The following is a 23,241-nucleotide window of genomic DNA, read 5'->3' as shown; positions in this document are numbered from 1 at the left end:
CGGCAATCGGCCAGATCGCCGGCTCAGGGGCCGGCCGGACCATCCGCCGCGCCGGACTGCGCCGCGTGCGCCCGCGCGTCGCGCTCCCGCTCCGCCTTCAGCGACAGCCGGCGTTCGACGGTGCGCAGCAGCGACAGCACGAGGACGGCCAGAACCGTGGTGAAGACGGCGATGCCCCAGAAGCCGAGCCCGCAGCACAGCCCGATCGCGCCCGCCAGCCACATGCCGGCGCCGGTCGTCAGGCCCTGCACCTCGCCGCGTGCGAAGACGATCAGCCCCGCCGCGAGAAAGGCGATGCCCGATGTGACCGCCTCGATGGCACGGAGCGGATCGAGGCGCATCCGGTCCGCATCGAAATAGGAGACATGGGCGATCTCGATCGTGAGGATCGCGACCAGGGCTGCCGCGAGGCAGACGAGGATGTGGGTGCGCAGGCCGGCCGGACGCTGGCGCCATTCCCGTTCAAGACCGACGATGGCGCCGAGCAGGGTCGCCAGCGCCAGCCGCCCGGCGATCACCGGAAACGGGATATGGGTGTGATGGCCGATGTCCTCCAGCAGCTGTTCCACGTGAGTCCCCGCAGTGATGGCCATGAACGCCGCACAACGTGGCGGGTTCCCGTCCGCTCACCCCGCCGGGACGATCTCGCGGCCGATCACCACCTCCACGCCGTCGATCAGGCCTTCGGTGGCGGCGAAGAAGCCCTTCGAGCCGGCACCGGCATTGTGGGTCTCCATCGCGGCGCGATCGAGAAAGCGCTCGTGGGTGACGAAGACGCCGCCCGCCTCGCCCTCGGTGACGAAGAAGGAGATCGTGCCGGGCTCGTTCTCCCGTGCGAAATCGCCGACGGCGGCGAGCGCCGCGCGTACGCTGTCCTGCGATCCCGGCTTGCAGCGGATGATGGCGGTCAAGGTGATCATGGTTGTTCCCGCGTGTCGTTTCAGGTTCATCAAGCACGTCGGCGGCGCCGGGGAAATCCCCCGCCCCGCTGCCGCCGCGTCCTCCCCCGCTCTCGCGGGTCGCCGGCTACAGCACCTCGAAGACGAAGCTCTGCACCAGCACCTCGGGCTCGGCGATGGCGAAGGCGCGGAAGGGCGGGCTCTCCTCCACCGGGCGCCAGCGTCCGGCCGCGGCCAGTTCGTCGAAGACGGCCCGGAAGCCGGCCTTGCCGAGCAGCACGTCGCGCACCGTGAACACGGCGAAGCCGCCCGGCCGGGTGATGCGTACGAGTTCGCGCAGGCCGGCCGCGGGCGCATGCCCCGCGGTGAAGACACCGGCCGACACGAAGGCGGCGAAGTGGTCGTCGGGCCAGGGCAGCGTCTCGCCGAGCATGCCCTTTTTCAGCACGCCATAGGCGCCGCGGCCCCGCGCGACGGCCAGCATGTCCGGCGACATGTCGAGGCCTTCGACCGTGTCGTAGCCGAGCGCCCGCAGGCAGGGGCCGGTCAGCCCGGTGCCGCAGCCGGCGTCGAGCACCGGGCCCGCGCCCGCCGGCAGGTGCCGCGCCAGCCAGGCCGGGATCAGGAAGGGAAGGCAGTAGCCGCTCGCGGCGGTGTCGCGGTCGTAGTCCGCCGCCCAGGCTGCATAGGCGTCGGCGAGTTCGTCCGGCGTGGTCGCGGCATAGACGCGGTCGAGGGCGGTCGGGTGGGGCATCTCGTCTCCGTCAGGCCTGCGTGTTCCGCCGCAGCCGCCGCTCCAGAGCCCGCAGCGCCAGCGACAGGCCGACGGTGAGGATCAGATAGACGTAGGCGACGATGGAATAGGTCTCGAAGAAGCGGAAGGAACCGGAGGCGTAGATCTTGCCCATCTGGGTGATGTCGGCGACGCCGAGCACGGAGACGAGCGAGGAGTCCTTCACCATGGCGACGAAGTCGTTGCCGTAGGGCGGCAGGATGGTGCGGAAGGCCTGCGGGCCGACCACGTGGCGGAAGCGCCGGTAGCGGCCGAGGCCCAGCGCCTTGGCCGCCTCGATCTGGCCGATGTCGACCGACTGCAGGCCGGCGCGGAAGATCTCCGCGAGGAAGGCGGAATAGGCGATCGTCAGCGCGATGATCGCCCGCCAGAGCAGCGACAGGTCGCGCACCATCAGCGGCTCGCCGAGGCCGGCGGCGTGCAGCGGCGCGGCGACGACGTTCCAGGCCGCCACCAGGGCCGGCGCGCCGGCGAAGGCGATCCAGAACAGCAGCACCAGGATCGGTACGCCGCGGATGATCTCGACGTAGAACCGCGCCACCTGCCGCAGCACCCTCGAGGCCGACAGCGCCATCAGCGCAAGGCCTAGCCCGAGCAGCGAGGCGAGCGCGAAGGCGACGACGGTGACGAAGACGGTGATGCCGATGCCCCTGGCGACCACCGAGAAGACCTGAGCGTGGAGATCGTTCGCGGCGATGGCCGCGGCGGCGGCCGCTGCGATGATCCCTGCGGCGACCAGCCACCACGGGAAATCGGCGCCGGTGTCGCGGGTCGGCGCGGCGCTCATGCCGGGCGCCCCCAGGCCGCTGCCTTCGACGGCGCGGGTCCGGCGTGCCGCTTCACTGACCCATCTTGTAGTCGAGGAACCACTTCTTGTTCAGCGTGTCGAGCGTGCCGTCCGCCTTCAGCGCCGCAATGCCGGCGTTGATCGGTGCGACGAGGTCGGAGCCCTTCGGGAAGATGAAGCCGAAATCCTCGGTTCCGAGCGCCTGGCCGACCAGCTTCAGCGCGCCGCCGGACGCCTCGACATAGCCCATGCCGGCGGTGCCGTCGGTCAGCACCACGTCGACGTCGCCCGCGCGCAGGGCCTGGACGGTGGCGCCGAAGGTCTCGAACAGCTTGATGCGCGGGTTGGCCTCGTTGCCGTCGAGCACGTCGTAGACGGCGACGTAGAAGGGCGTGGTGCCCGGCTGCGCGCCGACCAGACCGCTCTCCAGGGCGGCGAACTCCTTGGCATCGGCGAAGCGGGTCTCGTCGCCGCGCACCAGCATGAACATCTCCGAGCGCATGTAGGCGTCGGAGAAATCGACCTTCTCCTTGCGGTCATCGCGGATGGTGATGCCGGTCATGCCGAGGTCGTACTGGCCGTCGGAAACGGCCTGGATCATCGCGTCCCAGGAGGTGTTGCGGTAGACCGGCGTGAAGTTCAGCCGCGAACCCAGTTCGTTCATGGCGTCGTATTCCCAGCCGATCTGCTCGCCGGTCTTGGGATCGACGAACTGCAGCGGCGGATAGGCGTTCTCGGTGACGATGACGACCTCGCGTCCGCCGAGGTCGGGCAGGGTCTCAGCCTGTGCGGCGACGGCAGCCGCGACGGTGGCGAACGCGGCGCAGAGGAAGGTCTTGAAGCCAGGCATCTTGCGTCTCCTGTCGGGATCGGGCGCGACCGGACCGGCCGCTTCGAAGCCGACTGTAGCGGGCGCGGCGGGGCTTGCAAGACGGGGGCGCATTCAGCTCCGCCACCCAAGGAAAAGGGCCGCCCGTTGAAGGCGGCCCCCGTGTTTCCGTCCGTGGCGCGGCTCGTGGCGATGACGTGTCGTCACCGGCCGCGCATCATACGCTCGTCAGGAAGGCTGCTTCCCGAAAAGGCAATCCGCCGGAGCCACGCTCTGGAAAACGAAACCACTCGACATCGGATCACCTCCTTTCAGTTGGTTGGACACGGAGGAGAGTGTGGGGTGCGAATGCGGCGATGGCAAGGGGCGGTCCGGTCTTTCGTCGCCGGGTTTCCGAGAGGAGTCCGCGATGGTAGAATTAGAAGATGTTCATGCAATCTTCACTTGTTCGCAGCCTGCACGTCCTTGCTGCCGCCACGCTGTCCGTCGCGCTCTCCACGCCTTTCGCTCTCGCGCTTCCCGCCGCAAACGGAGACCTTGGTGACCTGCCGCCGCTCTCCACACCCGCCGCCGCGCGCAGCTGCAAGCAGGTGTCCACCTGCGAGGAGGCGGTGCGGCTCCGGTGCGGCGGCTATCGTCGCGCGGACGGGGACGGTGACGGCATTCCCTGCGAGAACGTCTGCCGGACGAAGGAACAGGTCGACGCGATCCGCGCAGAGATCGACTGCTGAGCAGTCGCTGGCAAGCGATCGCCCGTCGCCTCGGTCGCAATGCCCTCGCGCTCGGTCGCGCCCCCCTCCGGCCTGCCGGCCATCTCCCCCACGAGGGGGGAGATCGGCAGCTTCGGCGTGCGCGCTCGTCTCTCGCTGCTTGCGATTGGCAAAGGCGGCTGAGCGATTGATCTCCCCCCTCGTGGGGGAGATGGCCGGAAGGCCAGAGGGGGCGCCGTAGAGTGAAGGCGCTACAATCCGCAGGATCGTTGACCTGGTTCCGCCTGGCCTAAGTCGCTTGTCCCACGCGCGATTCCGCGGACGCCCTCACCCCTTCTTCTTGTTCTGCCGCTTCTCGATCAGGTCGTCGACCACGCCCGGATCGGCGAGCGTCGAGGTGTCGCCGAGTGCGCCGAAATCGTCCTCGGCGATCTTGCGCAGGATGCGGCGCATGATCTTCCCGGAGCGGGTCTTGGGCAGGCCGGGCGAGAACTGGATCTTGTCGGGGGAGGCGATCGGGCCGATCTCGCGGCGGACGTGGGCGACGAGTTCCTTGCGCAGGTCGTCGGTCGGCTCGACGCCTGCCATCAGCGTCACGTAGCAGTAGATGCCCTGGCCCTTGAGGTCGTGCGGATAGCCGACGACGGCGGCCTCCGACACCTTGTCGTGGCTGACGAGGGCCGATTCCACCTCGGCGGTGCCCATGCGGTGGCCCGACACGTTGATGACGTCGTCGACGCGGCCGGTGATCCAGTAGTAGCCGTCCGCGTCGCGCCGGCAGCCGTCGCCGGTGAAGTACTTGCCCTTGTAGGTCGAGAAATAGGTCTGGATGAAGCGCTCGTGGTCGCCGTAGACCGTGCGCATCTGGCCCGGCCAGGAATCGGTGATGCAGAGATTGCCGTCGGCGGCGCCCTCCAGCACCTTGCCCTCGTTGTCGACCAGCTGCGGCTTGACGCCGAAGAAGGGGCGGGTGGCCGAGCCGGGCTTCAGGTTCGTCGCGCCCGGCAGCGGCGTGATCAGGATCCCGCCGGTCTCGGTCTGCCACCAGGTGTCGACGATCGGGCAGCGCTTTTCGCCGACCACGTTGTAGTACCATTCCCAGGCTTCCGGGTTGATCGGCTCGCCGACCGAGCCCAGCACCCGCAGCGACTTGCGCGAGGTCTTCGTCACCGCGGCGTCACCGGCGCCCATCAGCGAGCGGATGGCGGTGGGGGCGGTGTAGAAGATGTTGACCTGGTGCTTGTCGACGACCTCCCAGAAGCGCGACACGCTCGGGTAGTTCGGCACGCCCTCGAACATCAGCGTCGTGGCGCCGTTGGCCAGCGGCCCGTAGACGATGTAGGAATGGCCGGTCACCCAGCCGACGTCGGCCGTGCACCAGTAGATGTCCCCCTCGCGGTAGTCGAAGACGTATTGATGCGTCATCGATGCATAGACGAGATAGCCGCCGGTGGTGTGCAGCACGCCCTTCGGCTTGCCGGTGGACCCCGACGTGTAGAGGATGAACAGCGGATCCTCCGCCTTCATCTTCTCGGGTTTGCAGTCCGCCTTCGCTGCGGCCGTCGCCTCATGGTACCAGATGTCGCGGCCGTCGAACCAGCTGATCTTGCCGGCCGTGCGGCGCACGACGACCACCTTCTTCACCACCACGCCATCGCGGCCGGCGATCTGGATCGCCTTGTCGGTGTTTTCCTTCAGCGGGATCGTCTTGCCGCCGCGCAGGCCCTCGTCGGCGGTGATGACGAAGGTCGACTGGCAATCGACGATGCGGCCGGCCAGGGCGTCGGGCGAGAAGCCGCCGAAGACGATCGAGTGGATGGCGCCGATGCGCGCGCAGGCCAGCATCGCATAGGCCGCTTCCGGGATCATCGGCATGTAGATGGTGACGCGGTCGCCCTTCCTGACGCCGTTCGCCTTCATCACGTTGGCCAGCCGGCAGACGTGCTCGTGGAGCTGGCGGTAGGTGATCTTCCTGTCGTCGTAGGGATTGTCGCCTTCCCAGATGATCGCCACCTGGTCGCCGCGGGTCTCCAGGTGCCGGTCGATGCAGTTGGTGGAGACGTTGGTCTGCCCGTCCTCGTACCACCGGATGGACACCTTGCCGTCGAACCGCGTGTTCTTGACCCTGGTGTAGGGCTTGAACCAGTCGATGCGCTTGCCGTGCTCGTCCCAGAACGCCTCCGGGTTCTCGATGCTCTCCCTGTACCACTTCCGGTATGTTGCATCGTCGATGAGCGCGTTCTTCTTCCAGGCCGGCTGGACCTTGTGGACGGTTTCGGACATGCGTTCTCCCTCCCGGCTGCACCCGTCCGGCCGAACCCGCGGGGTGGCCGGTGCCGCCTCGAAGCGCGGCGTTTCGCGGGCATTATTAACAATTCGCCCCGCACCACAACATTAGACCTTGGATTGGGTGCCGTTAAGGATGCACGCGCCAGCCGGGCGGGGGCCGCGCCGTGTCAGCAGCCGGAATCATGTGCTGCTAACAGATTGAATCTACAGGGCTATCTATTCCCTGATCACGGAAATTTCAATAGACGATTAAGCATTGCGGCGCACAATTTCACGCATCGAGCAGAGGTCAACGACGGAAGGATCGCCATGCGCAACGCTTCTGAAATGGAACTGATGCTGTCGGGCTACGGCCTGACGACGGCCCAGATCCTCTACCACATGCCCGATCACCCGCACCTGCTGCAGACCTACATCTGGCAGGACTACGACCTCGCGCCGAAGTTCCCGGCGCTGATCGGCTTCATCGAGTTCTGGCGCCAGAAACTGGAAGGCCCGCTGCACTCGATCAGCTACACCCACAGGCGCCTGGTCGCACCGAACGAGTGGCGCAACGTCAAGGGGGAGTTCGTGGTGCATTGAGGGCGTTTGCGAGCACGACGATGGGCTCGCGTGCCGACGGTGATGGCGGGTGGCGTGCGCGGAGCGCGGTCGCGATCGGCGAGCCCGGCTAGCCGATCGACATCCAGGGATCGATCACATCGAGCTCGAGGTCCGCGAAATCGGCGACGTTGCGGGTCACGACGGCGCAGCCGTGGACGATGGCAGTCGCCGCGATGAGGCCGTCGGCGGTGTTTCTCGTCCGTATCGCGTCGAGAACGCCCCATTCGGCTGCAACCCGGCGGTCGTTGTCGAAGATGCGGTTGGTGTAGTCCAGCTGAATTCGCGCCAGCCAGTTCGACAGATGTCGTGCCGCTGCAGGGTCGTGTCGGCGCTTCATTTCAACGCCCCTGGTAATTTCGCCCAGGGAGACGACGCTCAACCAGAGCGAATCCGGCTCCTGTCCCGCGATCCATCGCGACACGAACGGGTCCCGCTTGCGGGCTGCCGACACGACATTTGTGTCCAGGAGAAACATCGATCAGACGTCGATGTCGCGCGCCGTGGACGTGTTGCGGCGATTGACCTCCTCGACGAGTTCGTCGTCCCAGACAGGTCCCGAAAGGAGAAACTCGCCCAGCGGAGGGATCTTGGCGATCAGCCGCTCGTATTCGTCGATTGAAAGGACCACCGCTGCGCGTTCGCCACGCAACGTCACCGTCTGTGGCCCCTCGCTGCGCGCCAGGCGGACCACCTTCGAGAAATTGTTCTTGGCGTCCTGCAGGTGCCAATCCACGAGAGTACTCTTGGCTTGCGGACTGGCCAGTATATAGGCCCTGCAGGTCCCTGCCGCAATTCGACTGCCGTCCGCCGAAGATCGCGCCACCGACCCTCACCCGGGTCGCGCAGAACGGATGGCGTCATGTCAACGGGGTGTTCGTCCGGCACGGAGTTCCAGATCCGGGCCCGCGCCGCACGCGGGATCAGTCGAGAACGCGCTCGTAACGCCAGACGTCCAGCGGCAAAGCGCCCTCGGACGTTTCACAGGCGATGGTCTCCTCGCCGGTCCTGACCCATCCCATTTTCGTATAGAAACGGGCGGCGCGCTCGTTGCCGATCGAACAGGAAAGCCACGCGCGGCGAATGCCCGCGGCCCGAAAACCGCTCTCGGCATCCGCCATCATCGCCGAGGCGAGCCCGGTGCCCCGCGCCGTTGCCGAAACGTAGAACTGGTTGAGTTCGTCCGCCACGACGAGGTGGAATCCCAGCGGCGCTCCGGCCGGCCCGGCAAGACGAAGGCAGTCCCACCGCGCGAGCAGCCGGTCCCGGAAGTTCCGGCGCGTGCGCAACCTCGCCAGCGCCGCAGGAACGATGGCTTCGTGACCGTCGAGCCAGCCGGAATGCCAAAGATCCGTCAGCGGCTCGATATCGATGTCCAGCGGCGGTCGCATGATCATCATGAACGGTCTCTGGGTTGGTCCATTCGCTTCACCGCCCCCCGAAGATCGCGCTGCCGACCCTGACGCTGGTCGCGCCGAAGGCCACCGCCGTCTCGAAGTCGCCGGACATGCCCATCGAGAGCTTCTCCAGCCCTGCCTGCCGTGCGAGCTTCTCCAAGAGCGCGAAATGCGGGCCCGGGTTCTCGTCGGCGGGCGGGATCGCCATCAGGCCTTCGACGGCCAGTCCATGGACGGAGCGGCAGCGTTCCACGAAGGCCACTGCCTCGCGGGGGTCGATGCCAGCCTTCTGCTCTTCCAGCCCGGTGTTGACCTGGACGTAGAGCTTGGGCTTTCGCCCCTGCGCCCGCATTTCGGCGGCGATGGCGCCGGCGATCTTCTCGCGGTCGACCGTCTCGATCACGTCGAACAGCGCCACCGCCTCCATGGCCTTGTTGGATTGCAGCGGCCCGATCAGGTGCAGCTCGATGTCGGGCCAGTCCGCCTTGAGACCAGGCCACTTGGCCCGCGCCTCCTGCACGCGGTTCTCGCCGAAGACGCGCTGGCCGGCGCCGATCACGGGGCGGATCGCGTCGGCGTCGAAGGTCTTGGAGACGGCAACGAGCGTCACGGCACCCGCCGGCCGGCCGGCCTGCGCCTCCGCGGCCGCGATGCGTCGGCGGATTGCGTCGAGATTTGTCACGCTGTCGGTCATTCGTCCGTCCTCCCAGGCGCCGTCATTCCCGGGCCTGTCCCGGGAATCCGCTGCGAGCAGAAGGTCTGGAGCCGTTCCGACGTGTCGCGCCAGCGATCGTTCCGAAATGCCGGCAGATCCTCGGGACGAGCCCGAGGATGACGGCTCCGGTTCGTTCGTGGCCTGGCGTCCAAAGCCGAATGCTCCGCTGACCGGCTGTCTCTTGTTGATTCCGTGGGCGATCCGTGGTGAAGGTCCGCCCAAAGATTTGCGCACCTTATCGAGCGAATTCACGGCCATGGCAACCGAACGATACAATGCCCGCGTGGCGGAGCCGCGCTGGCGCAAGGCCTGGGACGAGGCGGGGCTGTTCCGCACACGGAACGAGGACCCGCGGCCGAAATACTACGTGCTCGAGATGTTCCCCTATCCGTCGGGGCGCATCCACATGGGCCACGTCCGCAACTACACGATGGGCGACGTGGTGGCCCGCTACAAGCGCGCCACGGGCAGCAACGTGCTGCATCCGATGGGCTGGGACGCGTTCGGCCTGCCGGCGGAGAACGCCGCGCGCGACAACAAGGTCAATCCGCGCGACTGGACCTATGCCAACATCGAGACGATGAAGGGCCAGCTGAAGACGATGGGCCTGTCGCTGGACTGGGACCGCGAGTTCGCGACCTGCGACCCATCCTACTATCGCCACCAGCAGAAGATGTTCCTCGACTTCTGGCAGGCGGGCCTCGTCGAGCGCAAGGCGGCCAAGGTCAACTGGGACCCGGTCGACATGACCGTTCTCGCCAACGAGCAGGTGATCGACGGCCGCGGATGGCGCTCGGGTGCGCCGGTCGAGCAGCGCGACCTGACGCAGTGGTTCTTCAAGATCACCTCGATGAGCCAGGACCTGCTCGACGGTCTCGATACGCTCGACCGCTGGCCGGACAAGGTCAAGCTGATGCAGGCCAACTGGATCGGGCGGTCCGAAGGCCTGCTGATCCGCTGGCCGCTGGACACGGCGCCTGAGGGCGTGAGCGAGCTCGAGGTCTACACGACCCGTCCCGACACGATCTTCGGCGCCTCCTTCATGGCGATCGCCGCCGACCATCCGCTGGCGAAGAAGGCGGCGGAGAACAACCCGGCGCTCGCCGCCTTCATCGAGGAGGTGCGCCACCGCGGCACCTCGGCCGCCGAGCTGGAGACGGCCGAGAAGAAGGGCATGGACACCGGCCTGCGCGTCGTGCACCCGTTCGACGCAAGCTGGACGCTGCCGGTCTACGTCGCCAATTTCGTGCTGATGGACTATGGCACCGGCGCCATCTTCGGCTGCCCGTCGGGCGACCAGCGCGATCTCGACTTCGCCAACAAGTACGGACTGCCCGTCGTGCCGGTGGTGATGCCGGAAGGCGCCGACGCGGCGACGTTCCGGATCGTCGACGAGGCCTTCGTCGACGACGGCGTGATGATCAATTCGCGCTTCCTCGACGGGATGAAGCCGAAGGCCGCCTTCGACGACGTCGCTGCGCGGCTGGAGGCGATCACCATCGGCGGCCGGCCGATGGGCGAGCGCAAGGTGCAGTTCCGCCTGCGCGACTGGCTGATCTCGCGCCAGCGCTACTGGGGCTGCCCGATCCCGGTGATCCATTGCGACGCCTGCGGCGCGGTGCCGGTGCCGGCCGACCAACTGCCGGTGGTGCTGCCGTCCGACGTCACCTTCGACAAGCCGGGCAATCCGCTCGACCATCACCCGACGTGGAAGCACGTGAAGTGCCCGTCCTGCGGCGGCGATGCGCGGCGCGACACCGACACGATGGACACCTTCGTCGATTCGTCCTGGTACTATGCCCGCTTCACCGATCCGTGGAACGAAGAGGCGCCGACGACGCTCGCCCATGTCGACGGGCCGCAGGGCTGGCTGCCGGTCAACCAGTATATCGGCGGCATCGAGCATGCGATCCTGCACCTGCTCTATTCACGCTTCTTTGCCCGCGCCATGAAGGCGACCGGGCATCTGAATGCGGTCGAGGAGCCCTTCGAGGGCCTGTTCACCCAGGGCATGGTGGTCCACGAGACCTACAAGGGTCCGAAGGGCTACGTCACGCCTGCCGAGGTACGGCTGGACGAGGCCGACGGAAAGCGCCGCGCCGTCCTGATGTCGACGGGCGACGAGGTCGAGATCGGCCCGATCGAGAAGATGTCGAAGTCGAAGAAGAACGTGGTCGACCCCGACGACATCATCGCCAGCTACGGCGCCGACACCGCGCGCTGGTTCATGCTGTCGGATTCGCCGCCCGACCGCGACGTGATCTGGACCGAGGCCGGCGTCGAGGGCGCGCATCGCTTCGTGCAGCGCATCTGGCGTCTCGTGGCCGAAGCGGCGCCGGAACTCGCGGGTGTGACGCCGGCAACCGCGACCGAGGGGGAGGCGGGCGCCGTGTCGCGCGCGGCCCACCGCACGGTCATGCAGGTCGGCGAGAACATCGGTCGGCTCGGCTTCAACAATGCCGTCGCGCGCGTCCACAAGCTGGTCAACGACCTGCAGGCGCCGCTGACGGCGGTGGCCGAAGGCAGGGCCGACGCCGCCCTGAAGGGCGCCGTGCGCGAGGCGCTGGAGATGTTCGTCACCATCATCTCGCCGATGATGCCCCACCTGGCCGAGGAGTGCTGGTCCGCGCTCGGCGGGACCGGGATGGTGGCCGAGAAGGCCTGGCCGGAATATGATGCGGCGCTGACGGTCGACAACGAGATCGTGCTGCCGGTCCAGATCAACGGAAAGAAGCGTGCGGATTTGACAATTGCACGCGACGCGGACCAATCTGCCGTCGAAGCCGCCGCGCTTGCCCTGGACGTCGTCCGGAAGGCGCTGGAGGGGAAGGACCCACGAAAGGTGATCGTCGTGCCGCAGAGGATCGTCAATGTCGTCATCTGATACGGTCGTGTCGAGTTCATGCGCGTTCAGAAGGGCGGCGGCGGCCCTGGCAGGGGCGCTGATGCTGGCCGTCTCGGGCTGCACCGTGCAGCCTCTGTACGGCAGCGCCACCGCTTCCATCGCGCCGGGGGAACCCTCGGCCCGCGTCGCGTCCATCGCCGTCAAGGAGGCGGCGTCCCGCACGGCCGCAGGGCGGGAGATCGCGCAGCGCCCTGCCCAGGAGGTGCGCAATCACCTGATCTTCGGCTTCAACGGCGGGGCAGGGCAGCCTGAATCGCCGCGCTACGTGATGGAACTGGAGGTCCTGCAGCGGACGACCGAGACCGCGACGGTGCAGCGCAAGCGCAACGAGACCGAGCCCTCCGCCGGAGCAGTCCGGCTCACGGCAACCTACAGACTCGTCGATCCGGTCACGACCGCGGTCGTGGCCAGCGGCACGCGCAGCGCGACCGCCACGTTCGACCGGCCGGTGCAGCTCTTCGCCGAATCGCGGGCGGAACGCGATGCCGAGAATCGCGCCGCGCGCGAGCTTGCAGCCTTCCTTCAACTCGCCGTGATGCAGGACCTCGCCCGGCTGTGAGCGGACTGAGCGGCGGAACGGCTTCGCTTTCGAGGCGTTGAATCGGCCGTCGTCATTCTTGCGTCACAGATATGGTCAAGACAGGACGCGACCGGAGGGGATGTCACATGACTCTGCAAACGTCGCCGTCATCGATCGCCAGGTTGCTCGGCAGCCGTGCCCTTCATGACGATGCACGCGCCGCCGACCGGCACATCGTGGACCAGCTCATCCACGAGCGCTCGCTGAAGCTTTCCCGGCACCCGCTCTGGCCGCTGATGCGGCCGTTCCTGTTCCGCATCTTCAATTACCATGAGGCGGTTCGGATGGCGGATGCCATCGCGGGACTTCCCGGCGTCGAGGCGATGCAATATCTGAGCGACCTTCTCTCGCTGGACATGGCGCTCTCGGGCATCGAAAATCTCCCCGCGCAGGGAAGCTTCATCCTGGCTCCGAACCACCCCACCGGCATTGCCGACGGCATCGCCGTGTTCGATGCGCTGAAGCACCACCGGGCCGACATGGCGATCTTCGCCAATCGCGACGCGCTGCGCGTGGCACCCGGGTTCCGCGACCTGATCATCCCCGTGGAATGGCGTGCGGGCGAGAAATCGCATGCCAAGAGCCGCGATACGCTCGCGATGACCGCCCGGGCCTTCTCCGACGGCAAGGCCGTGGTGCTCTTCCCGTCCGGCCGCATCGCCTACTGGAACGAGGGAACCCTGACGGAGCGTCCCTGGCAGACCTCGGCGGTTGCCCTGGCGCGGCGATACGAGGTGCCGATCGTGCCCGCCCGCATCACAGCCCGCAACTCCGGCCTGTTCTACTTTCTCGCCAAGCACTCGACCGAGCTTCGCGACATGACGGTCTTCCACGAACTCCTCAACAAGAAGAAGTTCGGCTTCACGATCACCTTCGGCAGGCCCATCCCGCATGGGCGTCTGGTCGGCGAGCCGGCCGACGTCACCGCCGCGCTGCAGCACCATACGGTGCACGGCCTGCGGCGTGATCCGCAGGCCGTGTTCGACGCGCTGTCGACAATCCAGAGCTAGGCCGGCGGCAGCGGTCCGGCGAGACGCTGCCGAGGCCGCGGCATCGCGGCGCCGCTTTTCGAACGCCAGTCCGGGAACCCCTCGCCGACGCGGGCATTGCTTAATGCATGTCGAGGAGGGACAGGACATGAAGATCGTGCTGGTGATCCTGAGCGGTGTCGTCGCGACGCTCGGCCTCTATGGCAGCGGCTTCGTCACGGCCATGGCGTTCTTGAGTGCGGATCCGACACCCGTGTGGAAGCCGAACCGGGACGAGCGCGGTCTGTGGACGCTCGAGCCGGTCAAGGTCGCCGAAGACCAGAACCTCGAGCGGCTGCCTGCGCGGTCGGGTTCCGGGACGTTGGTGGCCAGCGCCGCGGCGGCCGACGAGGCGGACGAGGAGGGTGCCGGGGGCATGTCCGCCGAAGCGGTGTCCCTCGGGAAGACATGGTCCGCCGGAGAGGCCGGGGATCCGCGATCCGTCGACGAGACGCGAACCGCCTCCATCGGCAGCGATGACGATCCGGCAGACGGCTTCGACGACGACGCGCCGCAGCTGCGTGCTCCGGCGATGAGCATGGCTCATGTCCGGTGGTGTCTGGACCGTTACCGGTCCTACCGCGTCGAGGACAACAGCTACACGCCCTACAGCGGTGGCAGCCGCGCCTGCGTGTCGCCCTATTCCGGCGCGACCGCAGAGGTTCCCGTCGCAAGGCGCAGCTATGCGCAGGCGCAGCCTTCCGTGCAGCGCCGGGGCTACCTTTCGTCGCGGCACATCCAGTCCTGCTTCGACCGCTATCGTTCGTATCGGCCGTCCGACAACTCCTACCAGCCTTATGGCGGCGGACCCCGCCGCCAATGCCGGTAGCCGCAGCTACGAGGGCGAGCGCCTCGATCAGTCGAAGGCCTTCATCTCCGTCAGCACCTCGTTCGCCGCCTTGAAGGCGTCGAGACCGGCGGGGATGCCGCAGTAGACCGTGGCGTGGAGGAGAACTTCCTTGATCTCCTCGACGCTGACGCCGTTGTTGACGGCACCGCGGACATGGAGCTTGATTTCGGCGGCACGGTTCAGAGCCGTCAGCATGGCCAGATTGAGCATGCTGCGGGTCTTGAGATCCAGCGTGTCGCGGCCCCAGGCGTAGCCCCAGCACCATTCGGTCGTGATGTGCTGGAAGGCCATCATGAAATCATTGGCGGAACTGATCGACCGGTCGACATATTCGTGGCCGAGCACCTGGCGGCGCAGGGCAAGCCCGTCCTCGAACAGGTCGCCGATGGTCTTCGTCGGGTTGGTCATGGTGTTCCTCTTGTTCTTTGACATACAAAAATACAATATGGCGACAGCCGGATTCGCATCGCCTCACCGCAAGGGAAGCGACGGAACCGGGGGACACGGGACGGGACCGCGGAGAGGAGCGCGCGAATGGCACTGACGAAGACCACGGGCGAGGACCTGTCGATGAAGGTGCAGACCCTGCCGGGCCTGCGCGAGCAGGTCGCGGAGCGGCTTCGGATGGCCATCGCGACGGGAAAGTTCCCGGCCGGCGCGCGCCTGATCGAGCGCGAGCTCTGCGAGATGATGGGCGTGTCGCGGACGTCGCTGCGCGAGGCCCTGCGCGAGCTCCAGGCCGACGGGCTCATTACCCTGCAGCCGAACAAGGGCCTGAGCGTCAGCGTCGTCTCCGAGGAGACGGCGCGGTCGATCTACGAGGTGCGCGCGATGCTGGAAGGGCTGGCGGCGCGCCTGTTCGCCCGCCATGCCACCGAAGCGCAGATGCGCGAATTGCGGGCGAGCGTCGACCGGCTCGCGGAGGTCTACGACAACTTCTCGTCCGAGGCCTTCATCGCGGCCAAGACGCATTTCTACGACGTCCTGCTGGAAGGCGCCGGCAACCCGGTCGCCGCCGACATGCTCCGGCGCATCCACACCCGCGTCTCGCAGCTGCGCGTCGTGTCGCTGTCGAGCGCCACGCGGGCGCAGCAGTCGATCCGCGAGCTTCGCGAGTTCCTCGACGCGCTCGAGAAGCGGGACGAGGAGCGTGCCTGGCAGGTCTGCGTGGCGCATGTCGAGGCGGCGGCCACCGCGGCGCTCCGGACGATCGGCGCCAAGACGTCCTAGCGCGCGCTGCGGGCGCATCATGGCCATCACTCCGCCTACATCGACTTGACGGTGATGCCGCCATCCGCGTGAAGCACCTCGCCGGTGACGAAGCTGGCGTCGGGGCCGATCAGGAAGGCGATGGCGGCCGCGATCTCGTCCTCTTCGCCGAGCCGGCCGAGCGGCGTCTGGGCGCGGCGCTTCGCATAGCCGGCTTCGTCGACGATGGCGCGGGCGCCCGGGGTCGGCACGGCGCCCGGGGCGACGGCGTTGACACGCACGCCCTTCGGCCCGAGTTCGACGGCGAGCTGCCGCGTCAGCGCCACGATCGCGCCCTTCACGGCGGTGTAGGAGGCGGTGTTGGCGGTGCCGAGATCGGCGACCGGCGAGGCGAGATTGACCACCGAGGCCGGGTTGTCGCCCCGGTGGGCGAGCAGCGCCTGGACGCCCCAGAAGGCGCCCTTGATGCCGACCGCGAACATGCGGTCGAGGACGGTTTCCTCGATCTCCTCGACCGGGCCGTAGCGGATGAAGATGGCGTCGTTGACGATGCCGGTCAGCGGGCCGTGGGCGCCGGCGAGGGCGGCTGCCGCATCGAACACCGCCTGGCGGTCGGACGCATCGGCGACGATCGCCAGCGCCTTGCCGCCCGCGGCGGCGATGCCGTCGGCCGTGGCGCGGGCGAGGTCGCCGTCGATGTCGAGAACGCCGACGGCGGCGCCGCGCGCCGCCAGGAGGCGCGCCGTGGCTGCGCCGATGCCGCGGCCGGCCCCGGTGACGAGCACGACCTGGCGGTTGAGATCTTCCGACATGGCATTTCTCCTATGGGTCAGGGTCCGACCGGATCCGGCACGCCGCCGTAGAGGCTCCAGAGCTGCGTCGCCAGCGTCCCGGCATCGACGGGAAGCTCGATGCCGGTGATGGCGCCGGCCTCGTCGGACAGCAGGAAGGCGATCGCGTTCGCCACCTGCTCGGGCCTGACGAGGCGGCCGAGCGCCGTCTGGCGGATCATCGTGTCGGGGTTGCGCTCGCCGCGGGCATAGCTCGCCTCCACGGCGGGCGTGCGGGTGGGGCCGGGGCAGACGCAGTTGACGCGGACGCCGCGGCGGCCCCAGGCGACGGCGAAGTTGCGCGACATGTTGATGATCGCCGCCTTGGTCGGGCCATAGGCCTGCAGCGGGCTCGAATTGAAGGCGGTGATGGAGCCGACCGTGACGACGGAGCCCGCGCGGCGCTCCAGCATGCCGGCGCCGAAGGCGGTGAGCGTGCGGAAGGTGCCCGTCAGGTTGACGCGCAGGATGGCATCCCATTCCGCGTCGTCCTGCTTCTCGGGCATATGCGGGTTCTCGAGATGGGCGGCGACGGCGGCCAGCGCCGAGCAGGGGCCGACCTCGCGCTCGACCCAGCGCGCCGCCTCGTCGATGCTCGCCGTGTCGGCAAGGTCGATCTCGCGGGCGACGGCGCCATGGCGGGCGGCGACCTCGCGGGCGAGGTCCATGTTGCGGTCGAGGACGACGACCTGCCATCCGGTGGCGCGCAGCCGGGCGACGCAGGCTTCGCCGATGCCGCCTGCGCCGCCCGTGACGGCCGCGACGCGTTCCTGGGAGGATGCGGCCATGGTCAGAGTGCCTCGTAGAGTGCTTCGATGATGCGGCGGGCGCGCGGGCCGTTGTCGCCGCGGGCGTGCATCTTGTTGCAGCCGTAGGAGAATCCGATCTTCGCGTCCGGATCGCCCATGCCGATCGAGCCGCCGAAGCCGTGGTGCCCGAAGGCGCGGGGATTGGGACCCATCCAGACGGAGACGGGCGTGTTGAGCAGGATGCCGCGGCCCTGGTGGTAGGGGCGCTGCTGCATGCGCTCGAATTGGTTGTGCTGCTCGACGAGCATGTCCTCGAGGGTCTGCTTCGACATCAGCCGCACGCCGTCGAGTTCGCCGCCGCGCGCCACGGCGCCGTAGATGCGGGCGACCGCGCGGGGATTGCCGTGGCCGGAGGCGCTGGTGATCTCGGCGCGGCGCCAGGCGGTGGAGTTCAGCGTCACCGGCAGCGGCTCGTCGGGAAACTGGGTGAAGCCTTTCGCCACCAGCGTGTCCGGCTCCGAATCGCGCTTGGCGAGCAGCGTCCCCTCGACGGTCGGCACCAGCGCGGCGCAGCGGGCGAGATCGGCATCCGAGAGGTTGCCGTACTGGTAGTCCGCGCCGAGCGGGCCGGTCATTTCGTCGGCGATGAAGCGCGGGAAACGCTTGCCGGTGACGCGGCGTGCGATCTCGCCCAGAAGGTTGCCCTGGGTGTGGATGTGATAGGCGGCGACGGTGCCCGGCTCCCACAGCGGCGCCTGCTTCTCCAGCGCCGCGACGATGGCGTCGCAATCGAACACGGCGCCCTTCCACAGGGGTTCGAGCACGACGGGCAGGCCGGCGGTGTGGTCGAGGACGTGCCGGACGAGCACGCCTTCCTTGCCGTTCTGCGCGAATTCCGGCCAGTAGCGCGCCACCGGCGCGTCGGGATCGACGAGGCCGTGGTCGATCAGGATGTTGAAGGCCATGCCGGCGATGCCCTTGGCCACCGACATCATGCAGAGGATCGTGTCGTCCTGCCAGGGCTCGGACGCAGCCGCATCGCGATAGCCGCCCCACAGATCGACCACCTTGCGGCCCTCCACATAGAGGCAGGTCGCCGCGCCGATTTCTTCCTCGACGGCAAAATTCTCCGCGAAGGCTTCGGCGACCCTGGCGAAAGCGGGATCGCAGGTCCCCTGAAGGCGGAACTCCTGCCCGCGCGCGCTTACCGACCGATCGAACTGCATGGGACCTCCCCGAAAAATCGCCCTAGCCGATATCAGTTTGTATGACAGTATGTCAACACTACAGGCGCTTCAGCGAGGGTCGAGGTCGAGGCGGACGATGTCGGGGAAGCCGGGGATCAGTTCCGGCCAGCGCTCGCGCACCTCCGGGTCGTGGCCGGCGACGAGCAGATCCTCCCGGCCCTCCGCCAGTTCCTCGCAGCGGATGAAGCCGTCCAGCATCTCGCCGACATGATGGACCAGTGGGAAAGGCGCGCGGCGCCGGCGATTCTCGGAGAAGTGGAACGCGTCGGACGCCAGCACCAGCGGCCCGCGCGCGGTCGCCACCCGGACGACCTGAAGGCCGCCGGTGTGGCCGCCGACCCGGTGCAGCGAGATGCCGGGGAAGAGTTGCGCGTCGCCGTCGTGGAACTTCATCCGCCCGCCATGAACAAGGGCCACGGCATCGATCACGTCGCGCAGGTTGAAGGGCGCCCGCAGGCAGGCATGGCACATCGGCCGGCCGGTCGCGTAGCGCATCTCCTCGTCCTGCAGGTGAAAGGTGGCGGCGGGAAAGTCGTTCAGCGATCCGGCGTGGTCGTAGTGGAGGTGGGTCAGCACCACGTCCTTCACGGTCGCAGCGTCGATCCCGGCTTTTGCCAGCAGGGCTGCGGGCGCGTGGATGAGTTCGCGGCCGCGTTCCTCGGCGGCCTCCTGCCCGAAGCCGGTGTCGACCACGACGACGCGTCCATGGCCGCGGATCACCCAGATGTAATAGTCCAGCGGCATGGGCCCCTCGTGCAGGTCCATGCCCGGCATGAAGTTCTCGCGCCGCGGACGGTCGGGCGCGGTGCGCGCGAACCTGAGCGCCAGCACCTCGTAAGTCGGTTCCACCGTTTCCTCCCTCTCGCCTGCTACCCTGCTTGCTTTATCATACCGTCATGTTGTATGACAGCCTGCCATTGCGGCAGGACGCCGCAATCTTGATATCAGCCCTGCGCCACGGCGCAGTATGATCCGGGGAGGATTCCGATGAAAATGTCCCGCCTTTTGGCGCCCGTCGTCGCTTTCTGCTCATTCGGCGCCAGTGCCGGATTCGCACAGGACTATCCGGAGATGACGCTCCGCTACTCCTCCAACATCCCGGAGGTGGTCAACACGTCGAAGATCGACACCTATTTCTCCTCCGAGATCGAGAAGCGCAGCGGCGGCAAGATCAAGATCCGGCACTTCTGGGCCAACACGCTCGGCGGCGAGGCCGAGATGGTGGATCTGGTCGGCTCGGGCGCCGTCGACTTCGGTCTGATCGTCACCGGCAACCAGTTCTCGCGCATGCCGTTCACGGCCGTGACCAACGCCCTGCCGTTCACCTACACCGACGGCCCGAAGCTGAACCGGCTGACCGCCGACATCTTCACCACCAACGAGACCATCAAGGCCGAACTCGCGGCGGCGAACCTGCATCCGCTGCTCTATCGCTACCTGCCCGACTACCGCGTCTACTGCACCAAGCCGCTGAAGACGACGGCCGACCTGGAGAACACCAAGATCCGGTCCTACGGCTCCTTCGTGCCGGTGATGTTCGATGCGATCGGCGCCGTCCCGGTCAACATCCCGCCGGTCGACATGATCCAGGCGATGCAGTCGGGTGCGCTGGACTGCACCTACATGTTCAACTCCGCGGTCAAGGCCTTCAAGATCGACCAGGTGGCGAAGTACGGCACCGACCTCTCCTTCGGCGTGATCAGCGCCCACACGCTGTTCATCTCCAAGACCAAGTGGGAAGGCTGGCCGGAGGACGTGCGCAAGCTGTTCGAGGAGGTTGCGGCGGACGCCGAGGCTTTCGGCAACGACCTGATCGCCGGTGACGAGGCCAAGGCCGTGGACGGGCTCAAGGAGGCGGGCATGGAGATCGTCCCCTTCGAGGAAGCGGACGCCCTGAAGGCCAAGGTTCCGGACATGCTCGACGTCTGGGCCAAGAAGATGGACGAGATGGGCAAGGGCGCCGAGGCGAAGGAACTCGCCGACTACATCCGCGCCAACCGCTGATCCAAGCGTTCCGCGCCGGCCCTGCTGCGGCCGGCGCGGCCAACCTCCCGGTGATTTCATGGCCCTGTTCGCCTGGCTCGACCGTCTGCTGCGGCGGGTTTCCTATGTCGGCTTCCTCGCGGCGTCCGCGCTTCTGCTGATCGTCGGCCTGATGGGTGCGACCGACGTCGTGTCGACCAACATCTTCCTGAAGCCCATTCCCGGCATGGTGGAGCTCTCGGGCGCGCTGCTGGCGGTGATCGTCTTTCTCGGCCTCGCCGAGGCGCAGGCCCGTGGCTCCAACATCGTCATCGACGTCGCGACCCAGAACATGGGTCCGCGCATGAAACGCCTCTCGGGCATCGTCTCGCTGGCGATCGCCGGCGCGCTGATGGGGCTCGTGGCGTGGCAGACGACCAGGCTCGCGATCCATTCCTGGGCGATCAGCGAGGCCGCACTCGGCGCGCTGGCCTTCCCGATGGCCCCCTTCAAGAGCGTGGCGGCCTTCGGCGCCTGGCTCGCCGCCGCCGAATTCGTGCGGCAGCTGCTGCGGCTGATCGCCGGACGCGAAGCCACCACCGAGACGAAGGGCGGCCACGATGCCTGATCCGTTGACCATCGGCCTCATCGCCATCGTCGCCATGCTGGCGCTGTCGCTGATCGGCGTGCCGGTGGGCATCGCCATGGCCGGCGTCGCCGTCGTCGGCCTCTGGGTCACCGGCGGACCGGCCTTCGCGCTCAACACGCTGATGAACCTGCCCTTCGCCCAGGCGTCGGACTACAGTTTCGTGGTCATCCCGATGTTCATCCTGATGGGGGCGATCGCGTCGGCCTCGGGGATCACGCAGGAACTGTTCTCCTTCTCCAACCTGATCCTGCGCTCGACGCGCGGCGGGCTCTACCAGGCGACGATCCTCGCCTCGGCCGGCTTCGCGGCGATCTCCGGGTCGACGCTCGTCAATGCCGCGCTGTTCACGCGCATCGCGCTGACCGAGATGCTGCGGCTCGGCTACGACCGCGCCTTCTCGGCCGGATGCATCGCGGCGGCCGGCACGATCGCGGCGCTCATTCCGCCGTCGATCAGCTTCGTCATCTATGGGCTGCTGACCGGCGAATCGGTCGCCGAACTTTTGATCGCCGGCGTCGTGCCGGGCGTGCTGACCGCCGCCGCCTACATGATCGGCACCGGTTTCCTGGTGCGGGCCAGGCCCGGTCTGGCGCCGCAGCCGCAGCCGCGGGCGAGTGCGGCCGAGATCGGGCGCAGCGCCATCGCGCTGTGGGCCACGTTCCTGCTGGCCGGTCTGGTCATCGGCGGCATCTATCTCGGCTTCACGACGCCGTCGGGCGCCGGTGCGCTCGGTGCGATCGGCGCGCTGGTGATCGCGGTCGCGCGGCGGCGCCTGTCGACCGCCGACCTCGCGGATTGTCTGCGCTCGGCCGCCGGCGTGACGGCGGCGCTGTTCATCGTCATCATCGGCGGACTGATGTTCACCCGCTTCTTCCTCGTCGCCGGCACCGTGACGTCGGCGACCGACCTGCTGCAGGCGCTCGAACTCTCGCCGATCGTCTTCATGCTGATCCTGGTGGCCGTCTTCATCGTGCTCGGCATGTTCATGGACCCGCTGGCCATGCAGGTGATGACGCTGCCCTTCGTCTATCCGATGGTCACCGCGCTCGGCTATGACGGCGTGTGGTTCGGGGTCATCATGGTCAAGCTGGTGGAACTGGCGGTGCTCAGTCCGCCCGTGGGCATGAACCTCTTTGCGGTGATCGGCGCGTCGGAGGGCAAGGTGAAGCTGCCCGAGATCTACCGCGGCATCCTGCCCTTCATCGTGATCGAGGCCGTGGTGCTCGCGCTGCTGCTCGCCTTCCCCGACCTGTCCCTCTGGCTGCCGCGCCAGATGTTCAACTGACCGACGAGGACCAGACATGAACGGCAACACCCGCATCGGCTTCATCGGCCTCGGCGCCATGGGCGAACCGATGGCCTCGCGTCTCGTGACGGCCGGCTTCTCCGTCGTCGTCCACGATGCCGATGCCGGCCGCACCGACCGGATCGCCCAGGCGATCGGCGCCCGTGCGGCGGCAAGCCCGGCCGAAGCCGCGGAAGGGTGCGACATCCTCGTCACGATGCTGCCGTCGAGCGCGATCGTGGAGAAGGTGCTCGACGGCGACACCGGCGCGCGGCGGGGGCTTTCGCACGGGGCTCTCGTCGTCGACATGACGAGCGGGGTGCCGGACGCGACCCGTGCGATCGCCGCACGGCTCGAGGCCGACGGCATCGCCATGATCGACGCGCCCGTGTCGGGCGGGGTGTCGCGCGCGAAGACGGGCGAACTCGCCATCATGGCGGGCGGCGATGCCGCGGCGATCGACCGCGCGCAGCCGGTGCTCGAGGCGATGGGCAGCTCCGTCATCCGGACCGGCTCGATCGGCAGCGCGCATGCGATGAAGGCGCTGAACAACCTCGTCAGTGCCGGCGGCTTCCTGATCGGCATCGAGGCGCTGCTGATCGGCCAACGATTCGGCCTCGACCCGGCGCTGATGGTCGACGTGCTCAACGTCTCGACCGGCATGAACAACTCGACGCAGAAGAAGTTCAAGCAGTTCGTGCTGTCGCGCCGGTTCGACGCCGGTTTCGGGCTCGACCTGATGGTCAAGGATCTCGGCATCGCGCTCGGCGTCGCCAACGCCACCGCGACGCCGGCACCGTTCTCGGGCCTGTGCAAGGACATCTGGGCCGGCGCGCAGAAGCATCTCGGACCCGGCCAGGACCACACCGCGGTGGCGAAGTTCAGCGAACTCTTCGCCGGCTCGACTCTCGGCGGCGACGAGGACTGA

The 23,241-nt window shown here is 67.8% G+C and carries 26 protein-coding genes; 11 read left to right on the top strand and 15 right to left on the bottom strand.

Translation table 11 applies throughout. From position 1 onward, the window contains the following. Positions 1-23 precede the first annotated feature (23 nt). The 5 genes from IAI54_RS19350 to IAI54_RS19330 form a co-directional block, all read right to left on the bottom strand. Positions 24-569, bottom strand: coding sequence for an MgtC/SapB family protein (locus IAI54_RS19350; RefSeq protein ID WP_235679106.1), 546 nt, complete (start codon positions 567-569; stop codon positions 24-26). A gap of 57 nt (positions 570-626) precedes the next feature. Continuing rightward, positions 627-920: a putative quinol monooxygenase gene (locus tag IAI54_RS19345; protein WP_187968741.1), complete on the bottom strand. Its 294-nt coding sequence runs from the start codon at positions 918-920 to the stop codon at positions 627-629. Between the two features lie 106 nt (positions 921-1,026). Beyond that, on the bottom strand, positions 1,027-1,653 hold the full coding sequence (locus tag IAI54_RS19340; RefSeq protein WP_187968740.1) for a class I SAM-dependent DNA methyltransferase: 627 nt from the start codon (positions 1,651-1,653) through the stop codon (positions 1,027-1,029). A 10-nt stretch (positions 1,654-1,663) separates the two neighbouring features. Then, positions 1,664-2,479, bottom strand: a complete 816-nt coding sequence (locus IAI54_RS19335) for an amino acid ABC transporter permease (protein ID WP_187968739.1) — start codon at positions 2,477-2,479, stop codon at positions 1,664-1,666. 52 nt (positions 2,480-2,531) lie between these two features. Beyond that, positions 2,532-3,329 (bottom strand): transporter substrate-binding domain-containing protein, encoded by a 798-nt coding sequence (locus IAI54_RS19330; RefSeq protein WP_187968738.1) that lies wholly within the window; start codon positions 3,327-3,329, stop codon positions 2,532-2,534. Positions 3,330-3,739: 410 nt separating this feature from the next. Between IAI54_RS19330 and IAI54_RS19325 the strand changes: the two genes are divergently transcribed. Further along, on the top strand, positions 3,740-4,039 hold the full coding sequence (locus tag IAI54_RS19325; protein ID WP_187968737.1) for an excalibur calcium-binding domain-containing protein: 300 nt from the start codon (positions 3,740-3,742) through the stop codon (positions 4,037-4,039). Between the two features lie 306 nt (positions 4,040-4,345). On the opposite strand, the gene acs is transcribed toward IAI54_RS19325, so the two are convergent. After that, positions 4,346-6,301, bottom strand: a complete 1,956-nt coding sequence (acs, locus tag IAI54_RS19320) for an acetate--CoA ligase (protein WP_187968736.1) — start codon at positions 6,299-6,301, stop codon at positions 4,346-4,348. 315 nt (positions 6,302-6,616) lie between these two features. Between acs and IAI54_RS19315 the strand changes: the two genes are divergently transcribed. Beyond that, a complete protein-coding gene (locus IAI54_RS19315; RefSeq protein WP_187968735.1) occupies positions 6,617-6,889 on the top strand; it encodes an usg protein in 273 nt (90 codons plus the stop codon). An 88-nt stretch (positions 6,890-6,977) separates the two neighbouring features. On the opposite strand, the gene IAI54_RS19310 is transcribed toward IAI54_RS19315, so the two are convergent. The 4 genes from IAI54_RS19310 to IAI54_RS19295 form a co-directional block, all read right to left on the bottom strand. After that, entirely contained in the window at positions 6,978-7,385 is a 408-nt protein-coding gene (locus IAI54_RS19310) for a type II toxin-antitoxin system VapC family toxin (RefSeq protein ID WP_187968734.1), read from the bottom strand. Positions 7,386-7,388: 3 nt separating this feature from the next. Beyond that, positions 7,389-7,643, bottom strand: coding sequence for a type II toxin-antitoxin system Phd/YefM family antitoxin (locus IAI54_RS19305; protein ID WP_187968733.1), 255 nt, complete (start codon positions 7,641-7,643; stop codon positions 7,389-7,391). Positions 7,644-7,830: 187 nt separating this feature from the next. Beyond that, on the bottom strand, positions 7,831-8,298 hold the full coding sequence (locus IAI54_RS19300; RefSeq protein ID WP_210321151.1) for a GNAT family N-acetyltransferase: 468 nt from the start codon (positions 8,296-8,298) through the stop codon (positions 7,831-7,833). Between the two features lie 37 nt (positions 8,299-8,335). Next, positions 8,336-8,998, bottom strand: a complete 663-nt coding sequence (locus IAI54_RS19295) for a YggS family pyridoxal phosphate-dependent enzyme (RefSeq protein ID WP_187968731.1) — start codon at positions 8,996-8,998, stop codon at positions 8,336-8,338. Positions 8,999-9,275: 277 nt separating this feature from the next. Here IAI54_RS19295 and leuS point away from each other — a divergent pair, with 277 nt between their 5' ends. The 4 genes from leuS to IAI54_RS28990 all read left to right on the top strand — a co-directional run bounded on the left by leuS (position 9,276) and on the right by IAI54_RS28990 (position 14,361). Beyond that, the gene (leuS, locus tag IAI54_RS19290) at positions 9,276-11,903 is read left to right on the top strand and encodes a leucine--tRNA ligase (protein ID WP_187968730.1); all 2,628 of its coding nucleotides are present in this window, start codon (positions 9,276-9,278) and stop codon (positions 11,901-11,903) included. Continuing rightward, positions 11,890-12,483 (top strand): LPS assembly lipoprotein LptE, encoded by a 594-nt coding sequence (gene lptE / locus IAI54_RS19285; RefSeq protein WP_187968729.1) that lies wholly within the window; start codon positions 11,890-11,892, stop codon positions 12,481-12,483. The genes leuS and lptE overlap by 14 nt, the downstream gene beginning before the upstream one ends. A 107-nt stretch (positions 12,484-12,590) precedes the next feature. Further along, positions 12,591-13,514: a 1-acyl-sn-glycerol-3-phosphate acyltransferase gene (locus IAI54_RS19280; RefSeq protein ID WP_187968728.1), complete on the top strand. Its 924-nt coding sequence runs from the start codon at positions 12,591-12,593 to the stop codon at positions 13,512-13,514. 127 nt (positions 13,515-13,641) lie between these two features. Beyond that, positions 13,642-14,361 (top strand): BA14K family protein, encoded by a 720-nt coding sequence (locus IAI54_RS28990; RefSeq protein ID WP_235679105.1) that lies wholly within the window; start codon positions 13,642-13,644, stop codon positions 14,359-14,361. A gap of 27 nt (positions 14,362-14,388) precedes the next feature. Here the strand turns inward: IAI54_RS28990 and IAI54_RS19270 are convergent, their stop codons facing one another. Next, positions 14,389-14,790: a carboxymuconolactone decarboxylase family protein gene (locus IAI54_RS19270; RefSeq protein WP_187968727.1), complete on the bottom strand. Its 402-nt coding sequence runs from the start codon at positions 14,788-14,790 to the stop codon at positions 14,389-14,391. A 126-nt stretch (positions 14,791-14,916) separates the two neighbouring features. On the opposite strand from IAI54_RS19270, the gene IAI54_RS19265 reads away from it, so the two are divergent. After that, positions 14,917-15,612, top strand: coding sequence for a GntR family transcriptional regulator (locus IAI54_RS19265; RefSeq protein WP_187968726.1), 696 nt, complete (start codon positions 14,917-14,919; stop codon positions 15,610-15,612). A 35-nt stretch (positions 15,613-15,647) separates the two neighbouring features. Here IAI54_RS19265 and IAI54_RS19260 read toward each other — a convergent pair whose 3' ends face one another. The 4 genes from IAI54_RS19260 to IAI54_RS19245 all read right to left on the bottom strand — a co-directional run bounded on the left by IAI54_RS19260 (position 15,648) and on the right by IAI54_RS19245 (position 19,266). Further along, a complete protein-coding gene (locus IAI54_RS19260) occupies positions 15,648-16,403 on the bottom strand; it encodes an SDR family NAD(P)-dependent oxidoreductase (protein WP_187968725.1) in 756 nt (251 codons plus the stop codon). Between the two features lie 17 nt (positions 16,404-16,420). After that, the gene (locus IAI54_RS19255) at positions 16,421-17,209 is read right to left on the bottom strand and encodes an SDR family NAD(P)-dependent oxidoreductase (RefSeq protein WP_187968724.1); all 789 of its coding nucleotides are present in this window, start codon (positions 17,207-17,209) and stop codon (positions 16,421-16,423) included. 2 nt (positions 17,210-17,211) lie between these two features. Continuing rightward, entirely contained in the window at positions 17,212-18,396 is a 1,185-nt protein-coding gene (locus IAI54_RS19250) for a serine hydrolase domain-containing protein (protein ID WP_187968723.1), read from the bottom strand. A 69-nt stretch (positions 18,397-18,465) separates the two neighbouring features. Further along, the gene (locus IAI54_RS19245; RefSeq protein ID WP_210321150.1) at positions 18,466-19,266 is read right to left on the bottom strand and encodes an N-acyl homoserine lactonase family protein; all 801 of its coding nucleotides are present in this window, start codon (positions 19,264-19,266) and stop codon (positions 18,466-18,468) included. A gap of 138 nt (positions 19,267-19,404) precedes the next feature. On the opposite strand from IAI54_RS19245, the gene dctP reads away from it, so the two are divergent. The 4 genes from dctP to IAI54_RS19225 are packed head-to-tail and all read left to right on the top strand — an operon-like array spanning position 19,405 to position 23,241. Next, positions 19,405-20,421, top strand: coding sequence for a TRAP transporter substrate-binding protein DctP (gene dctP / locus IAI54_RS19240; RefSeq protein ID WP_187968722.1), 1,017 nt, complete (start codon positions 19,405-19,407; stop codon positions 20,419-20,421). Positions 20,422-20,479: 58 nt separating this feature from the next. Beyond that, on the top strand, positions 20,480-21,007 hold the full coding sequence (locus IAI54_RS19235) for a TRAP transporter small permease subunit (protein WP_187968721.1): 528 nt from the start codon (positions 20,480-20,482) through the stop codon (positions 21,005-21,007). Further along, a complete protein-coding gene (locus IAI54_RS19230) occupies positions 21,000-22,313 on the top strand; it encodes a TRAP transporter large permease (RefSeq protein ID WP_187968720.1) in 1,314 nt (437 codons plus the stop codon). Before IAI54_RS19235 ends, IAI54_RS19230 begins: the two co-directional genes overlap by 8 nt. Positions 22,314-22,329: 16 nt before the next feature. After that, the gene (locus IAI54_RS19225; RefSeq protein WP_187968719.1) at positions 22,330-23,241 is read left to right on the top strand and encodes an NAD(P)-dependent oxidoreductase; all 912 of its coding nucleotides are present in this window, start codon (positions 22,330-22,332) and stop codon (positions 23,239-23,241) included.

The organism is Aquibium microcysteis (genome assembly GCF_014495845.1).
GTDB classification, from domain to species: domain Bacteria; phylum Pseudomonadota; class Alphaproteobacteria; order Rhizobiales; family Rhizobiaceae; genus Aquibium; species Aquibium microcysteis.
Note: the sequence above shows the minus strand (reverse complement) of the source record. Positions and strands in the feature narration are given on the sequence as shown.

Excerpts from the sequence above, each read along its gene's own strand:
- IAI54_RS19345 (WP_187968741.1), bottom strand. The coding sequence starts at position 920 with ATGATCACCTTGACCGCCATCATCCGCTGCAAGCCGGGATCGCAGGAC.
- IAI54_RS19340 (WP_187968740.1), bottom strand. The coding sequence starts at position 1,653 with ATGCCCCACCCGACCGCCCTCGACCGCGTCTATGCCGCGACCACGCCG.
- IAI54_RS19335 (WP_187968739.1), bottom strand. The coding sequence starts at position 2,479 with ATGAGCGCCGCGCCGACCCGCGACACCGGCGCCGATTTCCCGTGGTGG.
- IAI54_RS19330 (WP_187968738.1), bottom strand. The coding sequence starts at position 3,329 with ATGCCTGGCTTCAAGACCTTCCTCTGCGCCGCGTTCGCCACCGTCGCG.
- IAI54_RS19325 (WP_187968737.1), top strand. The coding sequence starts at position 3,740 with ATGCAATCTTCACTTGTTCGCAGCCTGCACGTCCTTGCTGCCGCCACG.
- acs (WP_187968736.1), bottom strand. The coding sequence starts at position 6,301 with ATGTCCGAAACCGTCCACAAGGTCCAGCCGGCCTGGAAGAAGAACGCG.
- IAI54_RS19315 (WP_187968735.1), top strand. The coding sequence starts at position 6,617 with ATGCGCAACGCTTCTGAAATGGAACTGATGCTGTCGGGCTACGGCCTG.
- IAI54_RS19310 (WP_187968734.1), bottom strand. The coding sequence starts at position 7,385 with ATGTTTCTCCTGGACACAAATGTCGTGTCGGCAGCCCGCAAGCGGGAC.
- IAI54_RS19300 (WP_210321151.1), bottom strand. The coding sequence starts at position 8,298 with ATGCGACCGCCGCTGGACATCGATATCGAGCCGCTGACGGATCTTTGG.
- IAI54_RS19295 (WP_187968731.1), bottom strand. The coding sequence starts at position 8,998 with ATGACCGACAGCGTGACAAATCTCGACGCAATCCGCCGACGCATCGCG.
- leuS (WP_187968730.1), top strand. The coding sequence starts at position 9,276 with ATGGCAACCGAACGATACAATGCCCGCGTGGCGGAGCCGCGCTGGCGC.
- lptE (WP_187968729.1), top strand. The coding sequence starts at position 11,890 with ATGTCGTCATCTGATACGGTCGTGTCGAGTTCATGCGCGTTCAGAAGG.
- IAI54_RS19280 (WP_187968728.1), top strand. The coding sequence starts at position 12,591 with ATGACTCTGCAAACGTCGCCGTCATCGATCGCCAGGTTGCTCGGCAGC.
- IAI54_RS28990 (WP_235679105.1), top strand. The coding sequence starts at position 13,642 with ATGAAGATCGTGCTGGTGATCCTGAGCGGTGTCGTCGCGACGCTCGGC.
- IAI54_RS19270 (WP_187968727.1), bottom strand. The coding sequence starts at position 14,790 with ATGACCAACCCGACGAAGACCATCGGCGACCTGTTCGAGGACGGGCTT.
- IAI54_RS19265 (WP_187968726.1), top strand. The coding sequence starts at position 14,917 with ATGGCACTGACGAAGACCACGGGCGAGGACCTGTCGATGAAGGTGCAG.
- IAI54_RS19260 (WP_187968725.1), bottom strand. The coding sequence starts at position 16,403 with ATGTCGGAAGATCTCAACCGCCAGGTCGTGCTCGTCACCGGGGCCGGC.
- IAI54_RS19255 (WP_187968724.1), bottom strand. The coding sequence starts at position 17,209 with ATGGCCGCATCCTCCCAGGAACGCGTCGCGGCCGTCACGGGCGGCGCA.
- IAI54_RS19250 (WP_187968723.1), bottom strand. The coding sequence starts at position 18,396 with ATGCAGTTCGATCGGTCGGTAAGCGCGCGCGGGCAGGAGTTCCGCCTT.
- dctP (WP_187968722.1), top strand. The coding sequence starts at position 19,405 with ATGAAAATGTCCCGCCTTTTGGCGCCCGTCGTCGCTTTCTGCTCATTC.
- IAI54_RS19235 (WP_187968721.1), top strand. The coding sequence starts at position 20,480 with ATGGCCCTGTTCGCCTGGCTCGACCGTCTGCTGCGGCGGGTTTCCTAT.
- IAI54_RS19230 (WP_187968720.1), top strand. The coding sequence starts at position 21,000 with ATGCCTGATCCGTTGACCATCGGCCTCATCGCCATCGTCGCCATGCTG.
- IAI54_RS19225 (WP_187968719.1), top strand. The coding sequence starts at position 22,330 with ATGAACGGCAACACCCGCATCGGCTTCATCGGCCTCGGCGCCATGGGC.